The 17,848-nt window shown below is 46.0% G+C and carries 18 protein-coding genes; 10 read left to right on the forward strand and 8 right to left on the reverse strand.

All coding sequences use genetic code 11. The annotated features are described in order from the left end of the window. Window positions 1-55: 55 nt before the first annotated feature. The gene (locus J7623_RS00005) at window positions 56-751 is read right to left on the reverse strand and encodes a YjjG family noncanonical pyrimidine nucleotidase (RefSeq protein ID WP_291915676.1); all 696 of its coding nucleotides are present in this window, start codon (window positions 749-751) and stop codon (window positions 56-58) included. Between the two features lie 96 nt (window positions 752-847). Here J7623_RS00005 and J7623_RS00010 point away from each other — a divergent pair, with 96 nt between their 5' ends. The 3 genes from J7623_RS00010 to J7623_RS00020 all read left to right on the forward strand — a co-directional run bounded on the left by J7623_RS00010 (window position 848) and on the right by J7623_RS00020 (window position 4,453). Continuing rightward, a complete protein-coding gene (locus J7623_RS00010) occupies window positions 848-1,549 on the forward strand; it encodes an SDR family oxidoreductase (protein ID WP_291915678.1) in 702 nt (233 codons plus the stop codon). Between the two features lie 157 nt (window positions 1,550-1,706). After that, window positions 1,707-3,650 carry a BatD family protein gene (locus J7623_RS00015; protein ID WP_291915680.1) on the forward strand — a complete coding sequence of 648 codons (1,944 nt, stop codon included), beginning with the start codon at window positions 1,707-1,709 and terminating at the stop codon, window positions 3,648-3,650. 20 nt (window positions 3,651-3,670) lie between these two features. Next, on the forward strand, window positions 3,671-4,453 hold the full coding sequence (locus J7623_RS00020; RefSeq protein ID WP_291915684.1) for a tetratricopeptide repeat protein: 783 nt from the start codon (window positions 3,671-3,673) through the stop codon (window positions 4,451-4,453). On the opposite strand, the gene J7623_RS00025 is transcribed toward J7623_RS00020, so the two are convergent. The 7 genes from J7623_RS00025 to J7623_RS00055 form a co-directional block, all read right to left on the reverse strand. Continuing rightward, window positions 4,448-5,194 carry a response regulator gene (locus tag J7623_RS00025; protein ID WP_291915687.1) on the reverse strand — a complete coding sequence of 249 codons (747 nt, stop codon included), beginning with the start codon at window positions 5,192-5,194 and terminating at the stop codon, window positions 4,448-4,450. The genes J7623_RS00020 and J7623_RS00025 overlap by 6 nt on opposite strands. A 124-nt stretch (window positions 5,195-5,318) precedes the next feature. Beyond that, complete coding sequence (locus J7623_RS00030; RefSeq protein ID WP_291915689.1) at window positions 5,319-6,128, reverse strand: histidine kinase; 810 nt, start codon at window positions 6,126-6,128, stop codon at window positions 5,319-5,321. A gap of 241 nt (window positions 6,129-6,369) precedes the next feature. Then, on the reverse strand, window positions 6,370-7,080 hold the full coding sequence (locus J7623_RS00035) for a response regulator transcription factor (RefSeq protein ID WP_291915691.1): 711 nt from the start codon (window positions 7,078-7,080) through the stop codon (window positions 6,370-6,372). 63 nt (window positions 7,081-7,143) lie between these two features. Next, on the reverse strand, window positions 7,144-8,163 hold the full coding sequence (locus tag J7623_RS00040) for an ATP-binding protein (RefSeq protein WP_291915694.1): 1,020 nt from the start codon (window positions 8,161-8,163) through the stop codon (window positions 7,144-7,146). Further along, on the reverse strand, window positions 8,160-8,648 hold the full coding sequence (locus J7623_RS00045) for a gliding motility lipoprotein GldH (protein ID WP_291915696.1): 489 nt from the start codon (window positions 8,646-8,648) through the stop codon (window positions 8,160-8,162). The genes J7623_RS00040 and J7623_RS00045 overlap by 4 nt, the downstream gene beginning before the upstream one ends. A 15-nt stretch (window positions 8,649-8,663) precedes the next feature. Beyond that, entirely contained in the window at window positions 8,664-9,539 is an 876-nt protein-coding gene (locus tag J7623_RS00050) for a YicC/YloC family endoribonuclease (RefSeq protein WP_291915697.1), read from the reverse strand. Between the two features lie 121 nt (window positions 9,540-9,660). Continuing rightward, a complete protein-coding gene (locus J7623_RS00055) occupies window positions 9,661-10,248 on the reverse strand; it encodes a pseudouridine synthase (protein ID WP_291915700.1) in 588 nt (195 codons plus the stop codon). Between the two features lie 53 nt (window positions 10,249-10,301). Here J7623_RS00055 and J7623_RS00060 point away from each other — a divergent pair, with 53 nt between their 5' ends. The 7 genes from J7623_RS00060 to J7623_RS00090 all read left to right on the forward strand — a co-directional run bounded on the left by J7623_RS00060 (window position 10,302) and on the right by J7623_RS00090 (window position 17,832). Next, window positions 10,302-11,012, forward strand: coding sequence for a Crp/Fnr family transcriptional regulator (locus J7623_RS00060; RefSeq protein ID WP_291915701.1), 711 nt, complete (start codon window positions 10,302-10,304; stop codon window positions 11,010-11,012). A 280-nt stretch (window positions 11,013-11,292) separates the two neighbouring features. Next, entirely contained in the window at window positions 11,293-13,731 is a 2,439-nt protein-coding gene (locus tag J7623_RS00065; RefSeq protein WP_291915704.1) for a heavy metal translocating P-type ATPase metal-binding domain-containing protein, read from the forward strand. 198 nt (window positions 13,732-13,929) lie between these two features. After that, on the forward strand, window positions 13,930-14,220 hold the full coding sequence (locus tag J7623_RS00070) for a cupin domain-containing protein (RefSeq protein ID WP_291915707.1): 291 nt from the start codon (window positions 13,930-13,932) through the stop codon (window positions 14,218-14,220). A 7-nt stretch (window positions 14,221-14,227) separates the two neighbouring features. Next, window positions 14,228-14,386, forward strand: coding sequence for a cbb3-type cytochrome oxidase assembly protein CcoS (gene ccoS, locus J7623_RS00075; protein WP_291915710.1), 159 nt, complete (start codon window positions 14,228-14,230; stop codon window positions 14,384-14,386). A gap of 30 nt (window positions 14,387-14,416) precedes the next feature. Then, on the forward strand, window positions 14,417-16,561 hold the full coding sequence (gene ccoN, locus J7623_RS00080) for a cytochrome-c oxidase, cbb3-type subunit I (protein WP_291915712.1): 2,145 nt from the start codon (window positions 14,417-14,419) through the stop codon (window positions 16,559-16,561). Between the two features lie 10 nt (window positions 16,562-16,571). Then, window positions 16,572-16,751, forward strand: coding sequence for a CcoQ/FixQ family Cbb3-type cytochrome c oxidase assembly chaperone (locus tag J7623_RS00085; RefSeq protein WP_291915715.1), 180 nt, complete (start codon window positions 16,572-16,574; stop codon window positions 16,749-16,751). A 10-nt stretch (window positions 16,752-16,761) separates the two neighbouring features. Continuing rightward, window positions 16,762-17,832, forward strand: coding sequence for a cbb3-type cytochrome c oxidase N-terminal domain-containing protein (locus J7623_RS00090; protein WP_291915718.1), 1,071 nt, complete (start codon window positions 16,762-16,764; stop codon window positions 17,830-17,832). Window positions 17,833-17,848 lie beyond the last annotated feature (16 nt).

The raw sequence follows: 17,848 nt of genomic DNA on the forward strand, positions 1-17,848 counted from the left end.
CGCTCTGGTCATTCGCTTTTATAGCTTTTTGCTTTCAGCTTTATGCTTTCGGCTTCTACAATATTTCCCGCAGTTCCTTCAGATGTCCAATCACATAAGTGGGCTGAAAATCCACTGGTGGCTTGGCAGGGTTAAAATACACCTGATCCATTCCTACTGTGTGCGCCCCTTTGATATCCAGCTCCATCGCATCTCCGATCATAATACTTTCTCCTGCATGTGTCCCGGCTTTGCCGAGGGCAAAGTCGAAAATTTCCCGGTAAGGCTTAAGACTACCGGCCAGTTCGGAGGTAATGATGTGTGTAAAGAAGTGATCAATTCCTGCATTTTTCATTTTCAACAATTGGGTTTCTTCAAACCCATTGGTGATCATGTGCATGGGATATTCCTTTGCTGCCAGGTATTCCAGCGTTTCTTTTGCTTCCGGAAATAATGCTTTTTTATACGGCAATATTTGCAGGAACTCTTCACTGATCTGTTGGGTCAGCTTTTCATCTCCAATCTTGAAATCCACCAGGGTAAGGCGAAAACGCTTGTCGCGCAATTCACGGCGGGTAATGAATCCTTTGCGGAAACGATCCCACAAACGCTCGTTGTGCTCCACATAGGAAACGGAAAACGCCTCAAAAGATGGTATTCCTCTACGCTCTAAAGCATGGCTGTTGTACAGCTCCAGCAAGGTTTCCTGTTCGTTGGTTTCAAAGTCCCAGAGGGTATGATCCAGGTCAAAGAAAAGATGTTTGTACCTCATGACGCCGCAAAGGTACAAAATACCTCCCAGAAGGCAGGAAGCGCGGCCTTATGTTAACAGTAAATTGCTTATTTTACTGCACTAATCAACGACACTATGAATGCAGTAATTACAGGCGCCAGCAAAGGCATTGGAAAAGCCATTGCGGAAAAACTGGCGCTGGAAGGCTTTAATGTGGCCATTTGTGCAAGAAATGCCGCCACCCTGGAAATGGCTAAAGCAGATATTCAACAGCAAAATCCGGCAGTAACCGTGTTGGCGGAAGTGGTAGATATGGAAGATAAATCACAGGTACTGGCCTTCGCAGAAAAAATTAAATTCACGTTCCCTGCTGTAGATATCCTTGTAAATAATGCCGGCATATTTGTGCCTGGTAGTCTCCATGAAGAAGCTGAAGGCCTGCTGGAAAAGTTGATGGCAGTGAATGTTTACAGCGCTTATCATCTCACAAGATCCTTATTACCCGCTATGATCAGCGAACGCAAAGGTCATATCTTCAATATGTGCTCTACGGCCAGCTATGCCGCCTATCCTAACGGAGGCTCCTATAGCATCACCAAATATGCCCTGCTGGGCTTTACCAAAAACCTGCGGAAAGAATTAATGCCACATAATATCCGGGTTACTGCGGTAAGTCCCGGTCCAACCCTTACCGCTTCCTGGGAAGGCTTTGATGCACCTCCTGACAGGCTCATGCCAGCGGAAGACATCGCCAGCGTGATCTGGTCTGCCTGGACCCTCGCCAAACAAACCGTTATCGAGGAAATTATGCTCAGACCTATGCTGGGCGATATTTAACACCTTCCTTATTTCGGAAATATGTTATTTAGAGATACACATTCAAGACATATTATCTAAATAACTAAATAAGAACATATTAAAATGTTTTAACTAACTTTTAACGGCGGCGTACAGCGCTTCAGGCGCGGCTTTGGTTAAATTTGTTGACATAATTATGATGTACAGATATAGCATAAGGAAGTGTATTTACTCCATTTTGTTTTGTTTAGGACTGGTTGCCTGCGCCTCCGCGCAAGAGTTCCGCTTTACGACTACTGTGAGCAATAACACCGTGACGCAGGACGAACCTTTCCAGATCCAATTTATGCTGGAAAATGGGGTGAACGTTGCCAGCTTTACACCACCCAGCTTTAAAGACTTTGAAGTATTACAAGGTCCTTCGCAAATGCAGGGACAATCCATCTTCAATGGCAAACGTTCTGAATATATTGCATTAAGTTACCTGCTACAACCCAAGCACGTGGGCAGCTTTACCATCGCCGGCGCACAGGCCCGCGTAAACGGTAACATCGTTAAATCAAACCCGGTTTTAATTGAAGTAAGAAAAGGCAATGCGCAGCCACAACAGCAGCAATCGCCTTCACCATCTGCCGGATTCCCGCCACACCGCGGACAAAGCGGTGGAGAAGACCTCCCGGAAGGCTTCCTGAAGAAAGGAGAAGATATCAATGAAAAACTGAAGAAAAATATTTTCCTGAAGGTAGATGTAGATAAAACCAATTTATACGAAGGCGAACAACTAACGGCCACGTATAAACTGTATACCCGTCTCCCAACGAATTCAAGCGTTACAAAAGTTCCGGCATTCAAAGGCTTCTCCGCTAAAGATATTGAACTGCCGAACCCACCACAGGCCACCGAAGAAAGGATCAACGGCATCCCATATAAGGTATTCACTATCCGCAAAACACTCCTGTTCCCACTACAGTCCGGAACCCTGGAGCTGGACCCGGTGGAAGTAGATAACCAGGTACGACTCGTGAAACTGGTAAGCAAAAAAGGAGGTAATCGCCCAAAAGATCCGTTTGAAGATTTCTTCAATGACCCGGCTTTTAAAGATCCCTTCTTTGATGACTTCTTTAACCGTCCCGAAACAGAATACCAGGACGTTCCGTACAAAATACAGAGCGCCCCGATTAAAATAAACGTGAAACCCGTTCCTGTTGAAGATCGCCCGGTGAGCTACAATGGCGCCGTTGGTAAATTCAACATGACCGCCGTTATCGATAAAAACAAATTAACAACTGACGATGCACTGACCCTTAAAGTTACCGTCAGTGGCCAGGGTAACGTAAACCTGCTCAACTCTCCTAAAATAGAGGTGCCTACCGGCTTCGACAAATACGATCCTAAAGTAACAGACAATATAGAAAAGAACAGCAACCCACTCTCCGGCAGCCGTACTTTCGAATATGTACTGATGCCGCAGGAAGCGGGTGATCATACTATTCCGGCAGTGGAATTCTCTTACTTCGATCCGGTAGCCAACAGCTATAAAACACTGCGCTCCCAACCATTCCCGGTACACATCGAGCAAGGCAAACATATTAAACAGGATAAACAGGACTTCAGCGCCGGCAAAAATGAACTGGTGAGAAACAGTACGGGTATACCCGATTGGACCCGGAATCATAGCTGGTTCCTGCTCAGCCCATGGTTCTACATCTTACTGTTGCTGCCAGTACTGATTGCTGCAGGCCTTATCTTCTACAAACGCAGAAAAGATTACAATACCACCAATGCTGCCATGCTGAAGCATCGCTACGCCAACAAAGTAGCACTGAAAAGACTTGAACTGGCTGCCCGTTACCTGAAAGAAGGAAAGGATAAAGCATTTTACGAAGAAACCTCCCGCGCCGTTTGGGGATACCTCAGTTCCAAACTGAAAATACCCATGGCCGATCTGAGTAAACAACTGGTACAGGATAAATTGAGCGCCCGCAGCATTAACGGTAGCAATACCCACGACCTGTTTAACCTGATAGATAACTGTGAAGTGGCCCTTTATGCGCCAGGGCAGGACAATCGCAAAATGCAGGGTACCTACGAACAGGCGGTGACCATTATCACTAACCTGGAAGGAGCATTGAAGAATTAACTACTTAATGAAAGGCGAAAATGCGGAACTACCCACATACTAAATCATTCTTTTTAGCAATAGCCTGGCTGCTGACAGCCATCGTTAGCCAGGCACAAACAACTCAAAGCAGCCCGCAGCAACGCTTTGAGCAGGCCAACCAGCTTTTCAGTCAAAGCAAGTATACCGAAGCTGCCAAAACCTATCAACAGTTGCTGGATGAAGGACATACTCAAAAAGAGCTGTACTTCAATGCCGGCAATGCCTGGTACAAAGCAGGCAAAAACGGGCAGGCGATATATAACTATGAAAAAGCATTGCAGTTGTCGCCCAACGATGCAGCTGTAAAACATAATCTCGCTATTGCCAACCAGAAAGTAAATGGCTTTGTAGAAGAATTGCCGTTGGTATTTTTCCAACAGTGGTGGCTACAGTTACAACATCTTCATAAAGCCAATGGATGGGCAATAGGCACGGTGCTGTTCTGGTGGTTGCTGATAGCTGGTATCTTACTCAATACTTATGTTCCCGGGTGGAAAAATAAATTCCTGCGCTGGGGCAACTATGCGCTGGGCGCTTTATTTGCGCTGTATCTGCTCATGGCTGTTGATACTTATCTTACCTCCAACAATCATCAATCTGGTATTGTGATGAACAGCAATATCAAGGCAAAAACATCCCCTGATGAAAACAGTCGTGATGCGTTTGAAGTAGGAGAGGGCATGAAAGTACATATTACCGATGCCACCGCAGATTTCTGTAAAATAGAGCTGGCAGACGGCAAAAACGGATGGATCAGTTGCGCTTATATCAAGCGTTTATAACCGTTCTATACGCAGGAGGAAGTCGTGTTTCTTTTCGCGGGCGACCGGAATGCTAAAACCATCGCACATAATTATTTCGCCGCCATCTCCTTTAATATACTTATCCATAAAGGACAGGTTTACCAGGAAGCTGCTATGCACCCTGAAAAAGCCTTTATCAGACAGCCATTCCTCCATTTCAGGGAGGGTGCGGCATACCATCACAGACATATCTGGGTTCTGTAAATGCAGCCGGGTTTGGCTACCGGCAGATTTGCAATAAATAATATTCCGGGCAGATACCATACGCAGTCCATCGAGGGTTGGCAGGGCCAGTCTTTCCTGCTGATGCAACTGCTCCTGCAGGAACTGCAGCAATGCCGCCACCTTTTCCCGGCTACCGGCACGGGCTTGCTGGCCGGCTTTCTCCACGGCCTGTTTCAGCTCTGTAATGTCAATGGGTTTAAGAAGATAATCCAATGCGCTGTGGTGAATGGCTTGCAGGGCGTACTGGTCGTAAGCAGTAATAAAAATCACGATAAAGTCGTGATGACTGCAGGATTCCAGTACTTCGAATCCGTCCATACCGGGCATTTCCACGTCGAGGAAAATCAGCTGAGGGCGTAGTTCATTAATAGCGGAAACGGCAGAAACACCGTTATTACAAACTGCCAGGACTTGCACGTGCGGGCAATATCTCTCCAGCATCATTTGCAATGCATCCCGACTATGTTTTTCGTCGTCCACGATAATGGTACGCATTTGAGTCAGATTATATGAGTGTTCCCGGTATTACAGATTGTAGGTATCTGCCAGTATGGTCGTTTTATTCAAAAAAAATCCATGTAGAAATTAAGCAATTACCTGCATATTACCAATTAAAGACTCAGCCCGCCAGGGATTGACGGGTGCCAACGTGTTGCATGCTGATAATGAGGCGGTTACCGGTAGGGCGCTGTTCGGCGTTATATACCTGTAAGGCTTTTATGCTGGCCTGCATATGGTATTTTTCGCTCATCATGTATAATCGTTCCGCGGCAATGTCAATCCCGGAGGCTTGCCGCTCGCCGGTGCTGTCCAGTACTTCTGTGATCAGGATACCATTGTCTTCCAACTGGATAAACAGCCGGTCTTTTTCTTTGCAGATGGTAATCACCAGTTCTCCGCCGGTTTTTTCGGGCCGTAGCAGAATACGGTGCCAGATAGCATATTGCACATATGGCTGGATGATCAGGGGAGGGATGAGCGTGAATTGTTTGTTGACCTCTGGTTGTACATTCAATTGGTATTTGAATTGTTCATCGAAGCGCAACTGTTCCAGCTGTATATACAATTCAAGGGCATCCAGCTCATCCTGCAGGGATATCCATTCTTTATTGAAATTGCCGATCATCAGCCGCATCAGGCGGGAAAACCGGGTCAGATACAGGGAGGCCATATCTGTACTGGTAGTAAGAATATAATGATGAATAGCGTTGAGGCTATTGAATATAAAATGCGGGTCCATTTGCGCCTGGAAGGCATGTAGTTCCAGGTTGATCAGTGCATGGTGTTTGGTTATTTCTTTCGCTGAGGCTCTCCTGATTTTTCTTTCCCGGAGGATAAAAAAGACGATTAGGGTAACGAGACTTAACAAAAAAAACAGCCAGAACGGCCACTCCGCCGCAAAGACTATTTCTAAGTAGTAATGTGCCACGTTTTAGGTTTACCGGAAGATTATCTTCTCATATAAGCGAAATAAATATCGGCTAATTAATCTCCGTAAGAAAGGGGGATTTACTACGAGGTAGAAATTTAAAGGAAAACGGGGAGAATGGGGTGAAAAGTGGCGGAATAGCTTTTAGCTGTTAGGCATTAGCTTTTAGTAAATTTTGCAGCTATCATGATAGGTTTGTTATTCGCTGCATTTACCAAAAGCTAACTGCTAAAAGCTCTTTTTATGCTTCTGTAAATTTATATCCAACACCTCTTACTGAGTGGAAGTAGCGGGAGTTACGGCTGTCTTCTTCGAAGTATTTCCGGAAGTTGAGAATAAAGTTATCGATGGTACGTGTGGTAGGGTATACGTTGTAGCCCCAAACCACCTGCAGTATCTTTTCACGGGTAACTACTTCTCCTTTGTTTTCGATCAGCAATTTCAACAACATGGCTTCTTTCTTACTCAGCTCATAGTGCTTGCCGTCTTTACCTACGCATTCCTGTGCGGCAAAGTCGATCATATTATCTCCGAAGCGGTATACATTGGGAACGCTGTCTTTATCCTGGATCTTCTTATTTTTTACAATGAGTTTTTCCACGCGCAGCAGCAGTTCTTCCAGGTTAAACGGCTTGGTCATATAGTCGTCGCCACCTTTTTTGAGTCCAAGTACCCGGTCGGCGCTACTATTTTTAGCGCTGAGGAACAGGATGGGTATTTCGTTATTTTGGATGCGGATATTTTCGCATACCGCGATGCCATCCATCTCCGGCAACATAATATCCAGTATAATGAGATCGAAATATTCGTTTTTAACTGCTTTCAGCGCAGCTGTGCCGTTGTCGACTGCTGTTACCTCATATCCTTCCAGCTCCAGGTTCAGCTTCAGCGCTTCCTGAAGATTTTCTTCATCCTCCACCAGCAGTATTGATGCCTTTGTCGCTTCCTTCATGTGTTATTGTTTGATGTTACATCGAATCCGGATTCTCTGGTATTCCTCAATTCGTTATCTAATTTACGCCGTTTGCACGGAATATTCAGGCAAGGTTATTTCAAAGCAGCTACCGGCAGGTGTATTATCCTTCACGATGATATTGCCACCATGTTGTTCCACTATTTTGGCGGTGAGGAACAGGCCCAGGCCAGATCCTTTGGCTTTGCGGGTGTTTTCATTTCCTACCCGGTAAAATTTCAGGAAGATTCTTGCTTTTTCTTCCTCCGGTATCCCCGGTCCTTCATCGATTACCTGCAACTTTAGGTTTCCGCCGCTTTCAAAGAGTTTTACAATGATGGTGGTATTCTTAGGTGCATACTTCGCGGCATTTTCCACCAGGTTACTCAGTATAATCTGCAACGTTAGTTTGTCGCCCTCAAGCCATACATCTGGTAAAATCTGGGCTTGTATCTGGTGGGTACCAATACGGCCGTCCAGGTCTTTGATGCTGTTGGTTACCAGTGCTGAAAAGTCGAGTGGTTCTTTATACAGCTGATACTTATGTGTTTCCAGTTGCGCTGCCAGCAGAATATTATTACAGAGCTGATCCAGGCGATTGGTTTCACGAATGGTATTATTAATGAGCTTCAACTGCTTTTCCTCATCCAGCCGGTGTTTCCGGATGGTTTCAAGATTGAGCTTAGCGGCGGCAATGGGTGATTTCAGTTCATGCGTTACTGCCATCATAAAGTTTTGCTGCTGCCGGCTGAGCTTCATATATTTCCACACGGCCCTATATACAAAGAGTGCGCCGAGTAAAATGATACCCAGGAAGATAACGCCTTCGCCCAGGTATTTGAAAGAGCGCATGTGCTCTTCCTTGTTAATCCGCTGTAGTTCCAGCTGATGTTCAACAGGCTGGGCTAGACTATCTACCCGTAAATAAAGATTTTTTCGTTCAAAGCCGCTGATCTGTTCACTTTGCCTGAACAGCAGAATGCCCCACCATACCAGGGCAGCGATGGTATATGCCAGTACTAAAAAATAAACGAGGGAAACAGATTTGCCCTCCTGCATTTTATGGAAAATCTTCTTCATCATTGCCTGGTACCGGCTTTCTCAACCCGCAAGCCAACATTCATCACATGGGGTAGCGGGTTTTGCCGCATATTCTGTTCAAAGGTAAACTTGTAAATACCTGGTTTATTGAGAATGGCGCGCTGTTGTATGAAAACCCGGTGTTCATAAATATCATCCAGACCAGAACCTGCCCATTTACCTGTTACATCGGCGAGGGGCAGCTCTACGCGTTGCTCCTTCACCGTACTATCGCCCGGCGTTTGCGTGCCTACCACCAGCCAGATATTGCTATAAGGATAGGCGTCTGTATGCCGGATATTGACGTAAATATTGTACAGGTTTGCGGTGTCTTCCGGTGTTATTTTTACTTCAAAAGACGGTTTATAATCATAGGACCACTCATGCCCCGGAATCTCCAGGTTCTTCTCATAAGTGTCTAATTTAGGCGGCTTGCAGGCTGCAGCCAATAATAACAACCCTGCTGTGGCCAGAAATAGTTTGTTCATATGGTATTCGCCTTACTATAAAACGTTTAAAACTTGTTCTTTGGCTTTTTCCAATTCATCCTTCATCAGCACCACCCATTGTTGTATCCCGGCATCATTGGCTTTGGAGCCGGTGGTATTTATTTCACGACCTATTTCCTGTAAAACAAATCCCAGTTTCTTGCCTTTGGCTGCATCTGTGTCTTTCAATATTTCCATGAAATAGCGCAGGTGATTTTCCAGGCGGGACAATTCTTCTGAGATATCAAGTTTTTCCAGATAGAAGATGAGTTCCTGTTCAAGACGGTTGCTGTCTACGTTTTCCTTGCCCACATGCTCTGCCAGCAAGCCTTCCAGGCGTTGACGGATACGGTCTTTACGCAACGGATCCAGTTCACGTACCTTTTGCATAGACGCGTCAATATTTTCTATGCGCTGTTTCAGATCCGCTTCCAGCATCTGTCCTTCATCAATACGATGAGTATCCAGATCTGTTAATGCCTGACGCAATGTGCTTTCCACATCTTTCCACTCTTCGTCTGTCATTTGCTCTGTAGCCGGGCTTACCACTTCCGGTAACTTCATCAGCACATTAAGCATATCACTCTGTGGTAAATCCAGTTGGTCGGCCAGCGTGGTGATAGACTGGTAATAATATTTTGCGAGATCAGTATTAATCACAACCGGTCGGGTAGCGCCATTCTGACGGATATTGATCGTTGCATCCAGGGTACCGCGTTGCAGGGTTTGTTGCATCAGGGTACGGATGTCGAATTCATAGGGTTTCAACAAAGGAGAAAACTTCAGATTCACTTCAAACTGCTTACCATTCAGCGATTTGATCTCCACTACGATACTAGTTTCGCCTCTTGTGCTTTCCGCCCTTCCGAAGCCGGTCATTGATTTCAGCATAATAGAAATTTGTAGGTGACAAACCTAGTTAAAAAAGCTGAAAGCGGAAAGCCTAAAGCAAAAAGCTATTGAAGCGAAGATCAGAGCAGATCTTCGCTTCAATAGCTTTTTGCCCGGAGCTTTATGCTTTCAGCTTTCTATAAATCTCTTCCCGGCTCAACTGGATGATATCTCCCGACTGCATGCCAGCGATGGTAATGTCTTCCATGCGGTAACGGACAAGCCTCAACGTAGGAAAGCCAACGGCCGCGGTCATACGTCTTACCTGCCGGTTCTTCCCCTCTGTCAGCACCATCCGGATCCAGGGGGCGGGGATGCTTTTACGAAAGCGGATAGGAGGGTTGCGGGGCGGCAACACGGGTTCTTCGGTAAAGATGGCTGCTTTACAACGTTTGGTACGATACAGCTTTCCATCCACATTAATCTGCACTCCCGCCTGTAGTTGGTGTATGGCTTCCGGAGTAACGGCGCCATCTACCTGTACCCAATATTCTCTTTCGTGAGCCCGGCTGGGCAGGAGCAGCCTTTGATTAAGCGCTTTATCATTGGTGAGGATAAGCAGGCCTTCACTGTCGTAATCCAGTCGTCCTACAGGATACACATCTGACGGCACTTTGAAATAATCTGCCAGGCAAGCCTTATTCCCTTCGGGGGTAAAGCGTGTCAACACCTCATATGGTTTATATATAATATAATAATTAAGCGCCACGAATACTTTGCTTTGGTTAAGGAGCCGTAAATTAGTACTTTTGCAAATTGATTATGGCTACATCGTTCCACAATCCTTCGTGCCAACACTGTAAGGATCGTTTTTCATCAATATTCTGCAAAGCGGAACTATGCAATCTGGAGCAAATTTCAGAGGCAAAGGTATGCTCTGTCTATAAAAAAGGACAGGTCATCTTCCACGAAGGAGCTTATCCCTTCGGCGTTTATTGTATTAACGATGGCAAAATCAAACTCTCCCACAGTGGCGACGATGGACGCGAACAAATTATCCGCCTGGTCAAAGCCGGTGATATCATGGGTTATAAAGCACTGCTGAGTAACGAACGATATACCGCCACCGCTACCGCACTGGAAGATTCTTCTATCTGCTTCGTACCTAAAGATCTGTTTCTCAGCGTACTACAGAAAGATGCGTCCCTTTCCTTTGAAATGATGCGCATCCTATCCAGTGAATTACGCAAAGCAGAACTGAGAATTACTCACCTGGCCCAGAAACCGGTAAGAGAACGTCTTGCAGAAACCATCCTCTTTATCAGGGAAACCTACGGCCTCGAAGCCGATGGCCAAACCCTCAGCGTACGCCTCTCCCGCGAAGAAATCGCCAACCTTGTAGGCACCGCCACCGAATCCGCTATCCGCCTGCTCTCCGAATTCAGGAAAGATGGCATGATAGAACTCGAAGGCAAAAAAATCCGCCTGCTCAACCTCACTGAAATTATCAGGACCGCCAACCTACAGGACTAACCACGTCCTTTCCTTTCGCTAACCCCATAATGGGCCAGCTAATGTGATAAATATCATATTCTTCCTTGACGCATGTCATTGTACCCCCTCGCGGCTACCGATACTTTTGTATCAGTAAAACATCTGCCATGTTCTCTTATGCTATCATCAATTTTCACAAACGCCCGCCCGGAAACCTGTGCCGTGTAATTGCCAATAAATTCCATTTTCCTACCTGCCGCTCTCACGGACATACGATGATCATCTCCCAACAAAATATTAACTACGTAATTATAAACTAATGGCTACCTCTTCGCATACGCAAACGTCTGTCACCTGCTACCATTGCGGGGAAGACTGCACCGATCCCGATATTACACTACAGGAAAAAGTATTCTGCTGCCAGGGCTGTAAAACGGTGTATGAAATATTACACCAGTACGACCTTTGCGAGTACTACGATCTTAATAACAAACCCGGTGTGAATCAACGTATCACTGTGCGAAGCGATAAGTTTGCCTTTTTGGATGATGAAAAAATTGCACAGCAGTTATACTTATACAAAGACGATACACAAGCGCACGTAAATTTCTATATCCCACAAATCCACTGCAGCTCCTGCTTGTGGCTGCTGGAAAATTTACACAAACTGGAAGCAGGCGTACAACGTGTAACCGTTAACTTTAGTAAGAAAGAAGTACTGATCATCTTCTCTCATCCGGCTACTTCACTACGGAAGGTAGCGGAAACACTCACTGCTATTGGATATGAACCCTATATCAGCTTGCAGGACCTGCAACATAAAAAGCCGGGGCCCAATCGTACACTGGTATATCAGCTGGGGGTAGCCGGATTTTGTTTCGGTAATATCATGCTGCTAAGCTTCCCGGACTATTTTGCCAGCGCCGGGGGACTGGACGCCACCTTCAACAGTCTTTTCCGTTATATGAACCTGGCACTGGCGCTGCCCGTACTCCTCTACAGTGCACAAGCCTTTTATAAATCCGCCTGGAGCGGATTAAAACACGGTTTCCTGAACATCGATGTTCCTATTGTACTGGCCATCTTCGTTACTTTTACCCGCAGCCTGGTAGAAGTAATACAGGGAAATGCCGGTTACTTTGATTCTATGACAGGCATCGTTTTCTTTATGCTGATAGGGAGGGTTTTACAAGACAAGACCTACCAGGGGCTTTCCTTTGACAGAGATTATACCGCCTATTTTCCTATAGCCGTCAGCGTTATTAAAGACGACCAGGAGATACCCACCACCTTACCTGCCATCAAAACCGGCGATACCATCCTGGTTCATAACAATGAACTGATTCCGGCTGATGGCATCATTGTAAGGGGCAAAGCCCTGATCGATTACAGCTTTGTTACCGGCGAATCTGCCCCCGTCAGTAAAGCCATCGGCGAAATTATTTATGCCGGCGGGCGACAACTGGAAGGCAATCTTGAAATACTGACCATTAAAGAAGTGGCCCAAAGCTATCTGACCAGCTTGTGGAACCGCGATGAGCTGAAACAAAAGGCGGTGGAACCCATGTCGTTTGTTCATTTACTAAGCCGGTATTTTACCTGGGTAGTATTATCCATTGCCGCTATCACAGCTGGCTACTGGGCTATTCACGAACCAGCGCGTATATGGCCTGCCGTTACCGCGATCCTGATCATTGCCTGTCCATGTGCGTTGTTATTGGCCTCTTCATTTACCAACGGACATATACTACGCATCCTCAGCCGCCAAAAACTTTACCTGCGTAATGCGCAGGCTATCGAAAACATGGCGGACACCACGCATATCATCTTCGATAAAACAGGTACGCTCACCGGCAAAGCTGGTAGCTCGGTCATGTATTATGGTACCCGGCTAACACCTGAACAGGAACAACAAATTGCAGTATTGGCCACACACTCCACCCATCCACTCAGCCAGGCGATTGTACAATATTGCGGCACCCCAGCCAACAATACAGTAGATGATTTTCAACACTTTACAGGTAAGGGCGTATGCGGTTGGGTAAATGGATTTTTTATTCGCCTCGGTAACGCCAACTTCACCGGCGCTTATAAAAAAAACGAGCCCGATGGTAGCGTTGTATATGTATCCATTAACGAAAAATTTTTGGGGTCATTCACTATCCAAAACACGTATCGTAGCGGATTACGGCAACTGATGCAACAACTGCAAACACAGTATCCGCTGTCTGTACTTTCCGGAGATAATAATAACACGGCCTCACAGCTACGAAAACTCATGGGCGGCCACGCGATCTTACGCTTTGAACAACAACCTGCCGATAAACTTGCCTATGTGATTTCTCTTCAACAACAAGGGAAAAAGGTGATGATGATTGGCGATGGGCTCAATGATGCCGGAGCACTAAAACAAGCTGATATCGGCATTTCTTTAACGGAAGACAGTAACAATTTCACACCTGCCAGCGATGGTATTATGGCGGCGGAACAACTGCCCTTACTATTCAATTTCATACAGTTATGTAAAGCCAACAAGCGAATTATCCTGGTGAGTTTTGCTTTATCTCTCCTATATAATATTACTGGGTTATACTTTGCGGTACAAGGGATTTTATCTCCGTTAGTTGCCGCTATCCTAATGCCTGCCAGCTCTATCAGCATTATACTGATCACTTATGCCTGCAGCGAATGGCAGGGCAAAAAGCTTAACCACGGCGCGTTACGCCAAAGGGATGATAAAAATCATATTCCTGATTGAGTAAAGTCATAGTAGTGGCCGGTAGCAGGAATTACCTTTGCTATCACACGAAACATACATAGTATAATCTAAGCAAACCTCAATTAAGCTCGCATGAAATGAGCGTGTAAACAGTCACTAAAAAAAGACGACTGTTTACACGCAGCGGGTGAGGCATGCCGGGAATGCAACATTGTATTACCTCACAACAAATTGTAAATGAAAGGTATGAACGTAATGCAGGTAGCAGGAAATGAAAGAGTGAAGAGTTGTGCTATTCTGAAAACCAATCGCTTTGATGCCACGCTGCTCATTATGCAGCAGGGGCACCAGATTCCACCACATACATCGCCGCAAAATGCGATGGTATTAATACTCGAAGGGAAAGTCGCTTTTATGCTAAATGAAGAAATAACAATTTTAGAAACCGGGGATGTTTTCTCTTTCCAGGCCAACGAAATACACGCTTTGCAGGCACTGGAAACAACCCGGTTTATTCTCATTAAATAACATAACCATGGGCGTTATCATCATTTTATTAGGAGTCAGCTTACTGGTAGCAATGGGGTTTCTGGCCGCTTTTATCTGGTCTGTAAAAAACGGGCAGTTCGAAGATGATTTCTCGCCGGCACACCGCATCCTGTTTGATGAAAAGAAAGATAACGTAAACGAATAAACGCATTTATCAACACCTTTAAATACCACTATGTCTCTCGAAAAATTTTATTACGACAACCGCACGGTAAAATGGTTTGCCTACGCCTGTGTGTTCTGGGGTTTAATAGGCATGCTGGCAGGTCTGTGGGCCGCCCTGGAGCTGGTGATCCCCGGTCTTAACGCTGGATTTGCCCCAATTACTTTTGGCAGGCTGAGACCCGTACACACCAATGCCGTGATCTTTGCCTTTGTGGGTAATGGTATATTCATGGGCGTGTACTACTCGTTGCAACGGCTGTGTAAAGCCCGTATGTTCAGCGATCTCCTGAGCAAAATACATTTCTGGGGATGGCAGGCCATCATTGCCGGTGGCGCGCTCACCTTGTTCCTCGGCTACACCACCGGTAAAGAATATGCAGAACTGGAATGGCCGTTTGATATCGCTATTACGCTGATCTGGCTGGTGTTTGGTGCAAATATGCTCGGTACTATTCTGCGCAGGCGCGAGTCGCATTTATACGTGGCCATCTGGTTCTTTATCGGCACCTGGGTAGCCATTGCGATGTTACATATTATTAACTCTTTCGAATTCCCTTTATCCCTGTTCAAAAGTTACAGTTGGTATGCGGGTGTACAGGATGCGCTGGTGCAATGGTGGTATGGACACAATGCGGTGGCCTTCTTCCTCACTACGCCCTACCTCGGCCTGATGTATTACTTCGTTCCCAAAGCGGCTAACAGACCAGTATATTCTTATCGCTGGTCTATTATTCACTTCTGGTCACTGATTTTTATTTACATCTGGGCGGGCCCGCATCACCTGCTGTATACAGCCTTACCTGAATGGGCGCAGTCGCTGGGAACGGCCTTTAGTGTCATGCTCATTGCACCATCCTGGGGAGGTATGCTCAATGGTTTACTCACGCTTCGCGGCGCCTGGGACCGGGTAAGAGAAGATGCTATTCTTAAGTTCTTTGTGGTAGCGCTTACCTGCTATGGTATGGCCACTTTCGAAGGACCAATGTTATCATTGAAAAATGTAAATGCTATCAGTCATTATACCGACTGGACCATTGCCCACGTACATGTTGGCGCCCTGGGCTGGAATGGTTTCCTGACCTTCGGTATTCTCTACTGGCTGATTCCACGCATATTTGCTACACAGCTATATTCCCGTAAATGGGCTAACACCCACTTCTGGATTGGTACCCTCGGCATTATCTTTTATGTAATTCCGCTTTACTGGGCAGCCTTTACACAAAGTATGATGTGGAAACAGTTTACAGAAGAAGGACAACTGAAATACCAGTTCCTGGAAACCGTTACTACTATCGTCCCTATGTATGCGCTGCGTGCAGTAGGAGGTGTGTTATATCTCAGTGGGTTGACGCTGATGATTGTGAATCTTACCAAAACCATTCGCCGTGGCTCTTTCGTAGCCAATGAAGCGGCTGAAGCGGCGCCATTGCCAAAAGTAATTCCCACACATGGTAAAGCACACTGGCATAACTGGATAGAACGCCGTCCGCTGCAACTGGTGGTATTCAGTCTCATCGTAGTAGCCATTGGAGGCATACTGGAAATGATGCCCACCTTCCTCATCAACAGCAATGTACCTACTATCAGCAGTGTGAAACCATATACACCATTGGAGCTACATGGCCGTGATATCTACCTGAGAGAAGGTTGTTATACCTGTCACTCTCAAATGATACGTCCTTTCCGTGATGAAGTGGCCCGTTATGGCGAATACTCCAAAGCTGGTGAGTTTGTATATGACCACCCTTTCCAATGGGGCTCCAAACGTACCGGCCCGGATTTGGCGCGCATAGGCGGTAAATACCCGGACTCCTGGCACTTTAACCACATGCTGGATCCTACGTCAATGTCGCCTGGTTCTATCATGCCTGCCTATCCCTGGCTGTTTGAAGACCGGGTAGATAAAAGTAAAACACCGGCGATGATCAATGTAATGCGCAAGCTGGGCGTGCCCTATACAGCAGGTTATGAGCGACAAGCCATCACCGATCTCGACAAACAGGCACAGGACATAGCGGCCTCCCTGCAGAAAGATAAACTTCCTATCAAAGCAGATCGTGAAATCATTGCATTGATTGCCTATCTGCAGCGCATGGGTAAAGATATTAAGCTGGCGCCCAAACCTGCTCCAGTCACCGATAATGCAACCTTTTAAATAACGCATCATGAAGTTCATTAACTATCTGGAATCCATAGCTGGTATCAGCGTATATCCGATGACGTCGCTGCTGCTGTTGTTTACCTTCTTTATAGGTGCTTCTCTATGGGCTTTTAAAGCAGATAAGAAAATGGTGGATCGGATCAGCCGAATTCCTTTAGACAATGATGAGACTAATCCCTTGTAAAAGAAAATGTATGAATAAACGATTTATACAGCTACTTGCCGGCTGTTTATCAGGCGCACTGCCGGCTTTTGCAGATAGCGGAAGCAATGTTCCTTCTGAATTATATGATCCGGTGGCGTTGTTGCTGCTGGTGGTTATTGGTGGGTTATTGCTGGCCATTATTATTCTTGGTAATGCCGTATTGGGAGCAATGGATATTTTTAGGGAGAAGATGAAGAAAGATGCCGGAAAAGCGTTGATCACCATCGGCGTTATCTCCCTGGTATTCCTTAGCCAGTCGGCGTTTGCAACGTCAGTGGTTACTACCGAAGCTAATCCTTATTTCACCCGTTTATCATCTACCTCTTTTTACCTGATGATATCTGTGATCATCGTGGAACTGGCCGTGATCATCAGCCTGCTGTTTGTATTGCGCTTCCTGGCAGGTATCAAACGGAAACGTAAACCTGCGAAGGCAACAGTACCAGGTAAACCTAAAGTGTCCTGGTTTGAAAAATTAAACAATACCAAAACCCTGGATGCGGCCGCAGAAGCAGATGAGGACATGGGCCATGATTTTGACGGCATCCATGAACTGAATAATCCAACACCACCATGGTGGAAGTGGGGATTCATTTTCACCGTATGCTTTGGTATCGTATACTTCTGGCGTACAGAAATCACCCACTCTGCGCCCAATCAACTGGAGGAACTGGCAGTCGCAGAAGAAAAAGCAGCTATTGCCAAAGAAGAATACCTGAAGAAGGCGGCCAATAATATCGATGAAAACAATGTGGTGTTGCTGACAGACGCCAACGATATCGCCGCCGGCCAAAAAATATTTGTGGCCAGTTGTGCACCCTGTCATGGGCCACAGGGGCAAGGAGTAGTGGGTCCTAACTTAACGGACGACTACTGGCTTCATGGCGGTAAAATCAACGACGTGTTCAAAACTATTAAATATGGTGTAGCGGATAAAGGGATGAAATCCTGGCAGGAAGACTTTTCACCGAAGCAACTGGCGCAGCTGGCCAGCTTTGTCAAGTCGATCCATGGCAGCAATCCGCCTAATCCCAAAGAAGCACAGGGACAGAAAGAATAAGCAGGCAAGCAGGGAT

This window comes from Chitinophaga sp. (assembly GCF_017745275.1).
Lineage (GTDB): Bacteria > Bacteroidota > Bacteroidia > Chitinophagales > Chitinophagaceae > Chitinophaga.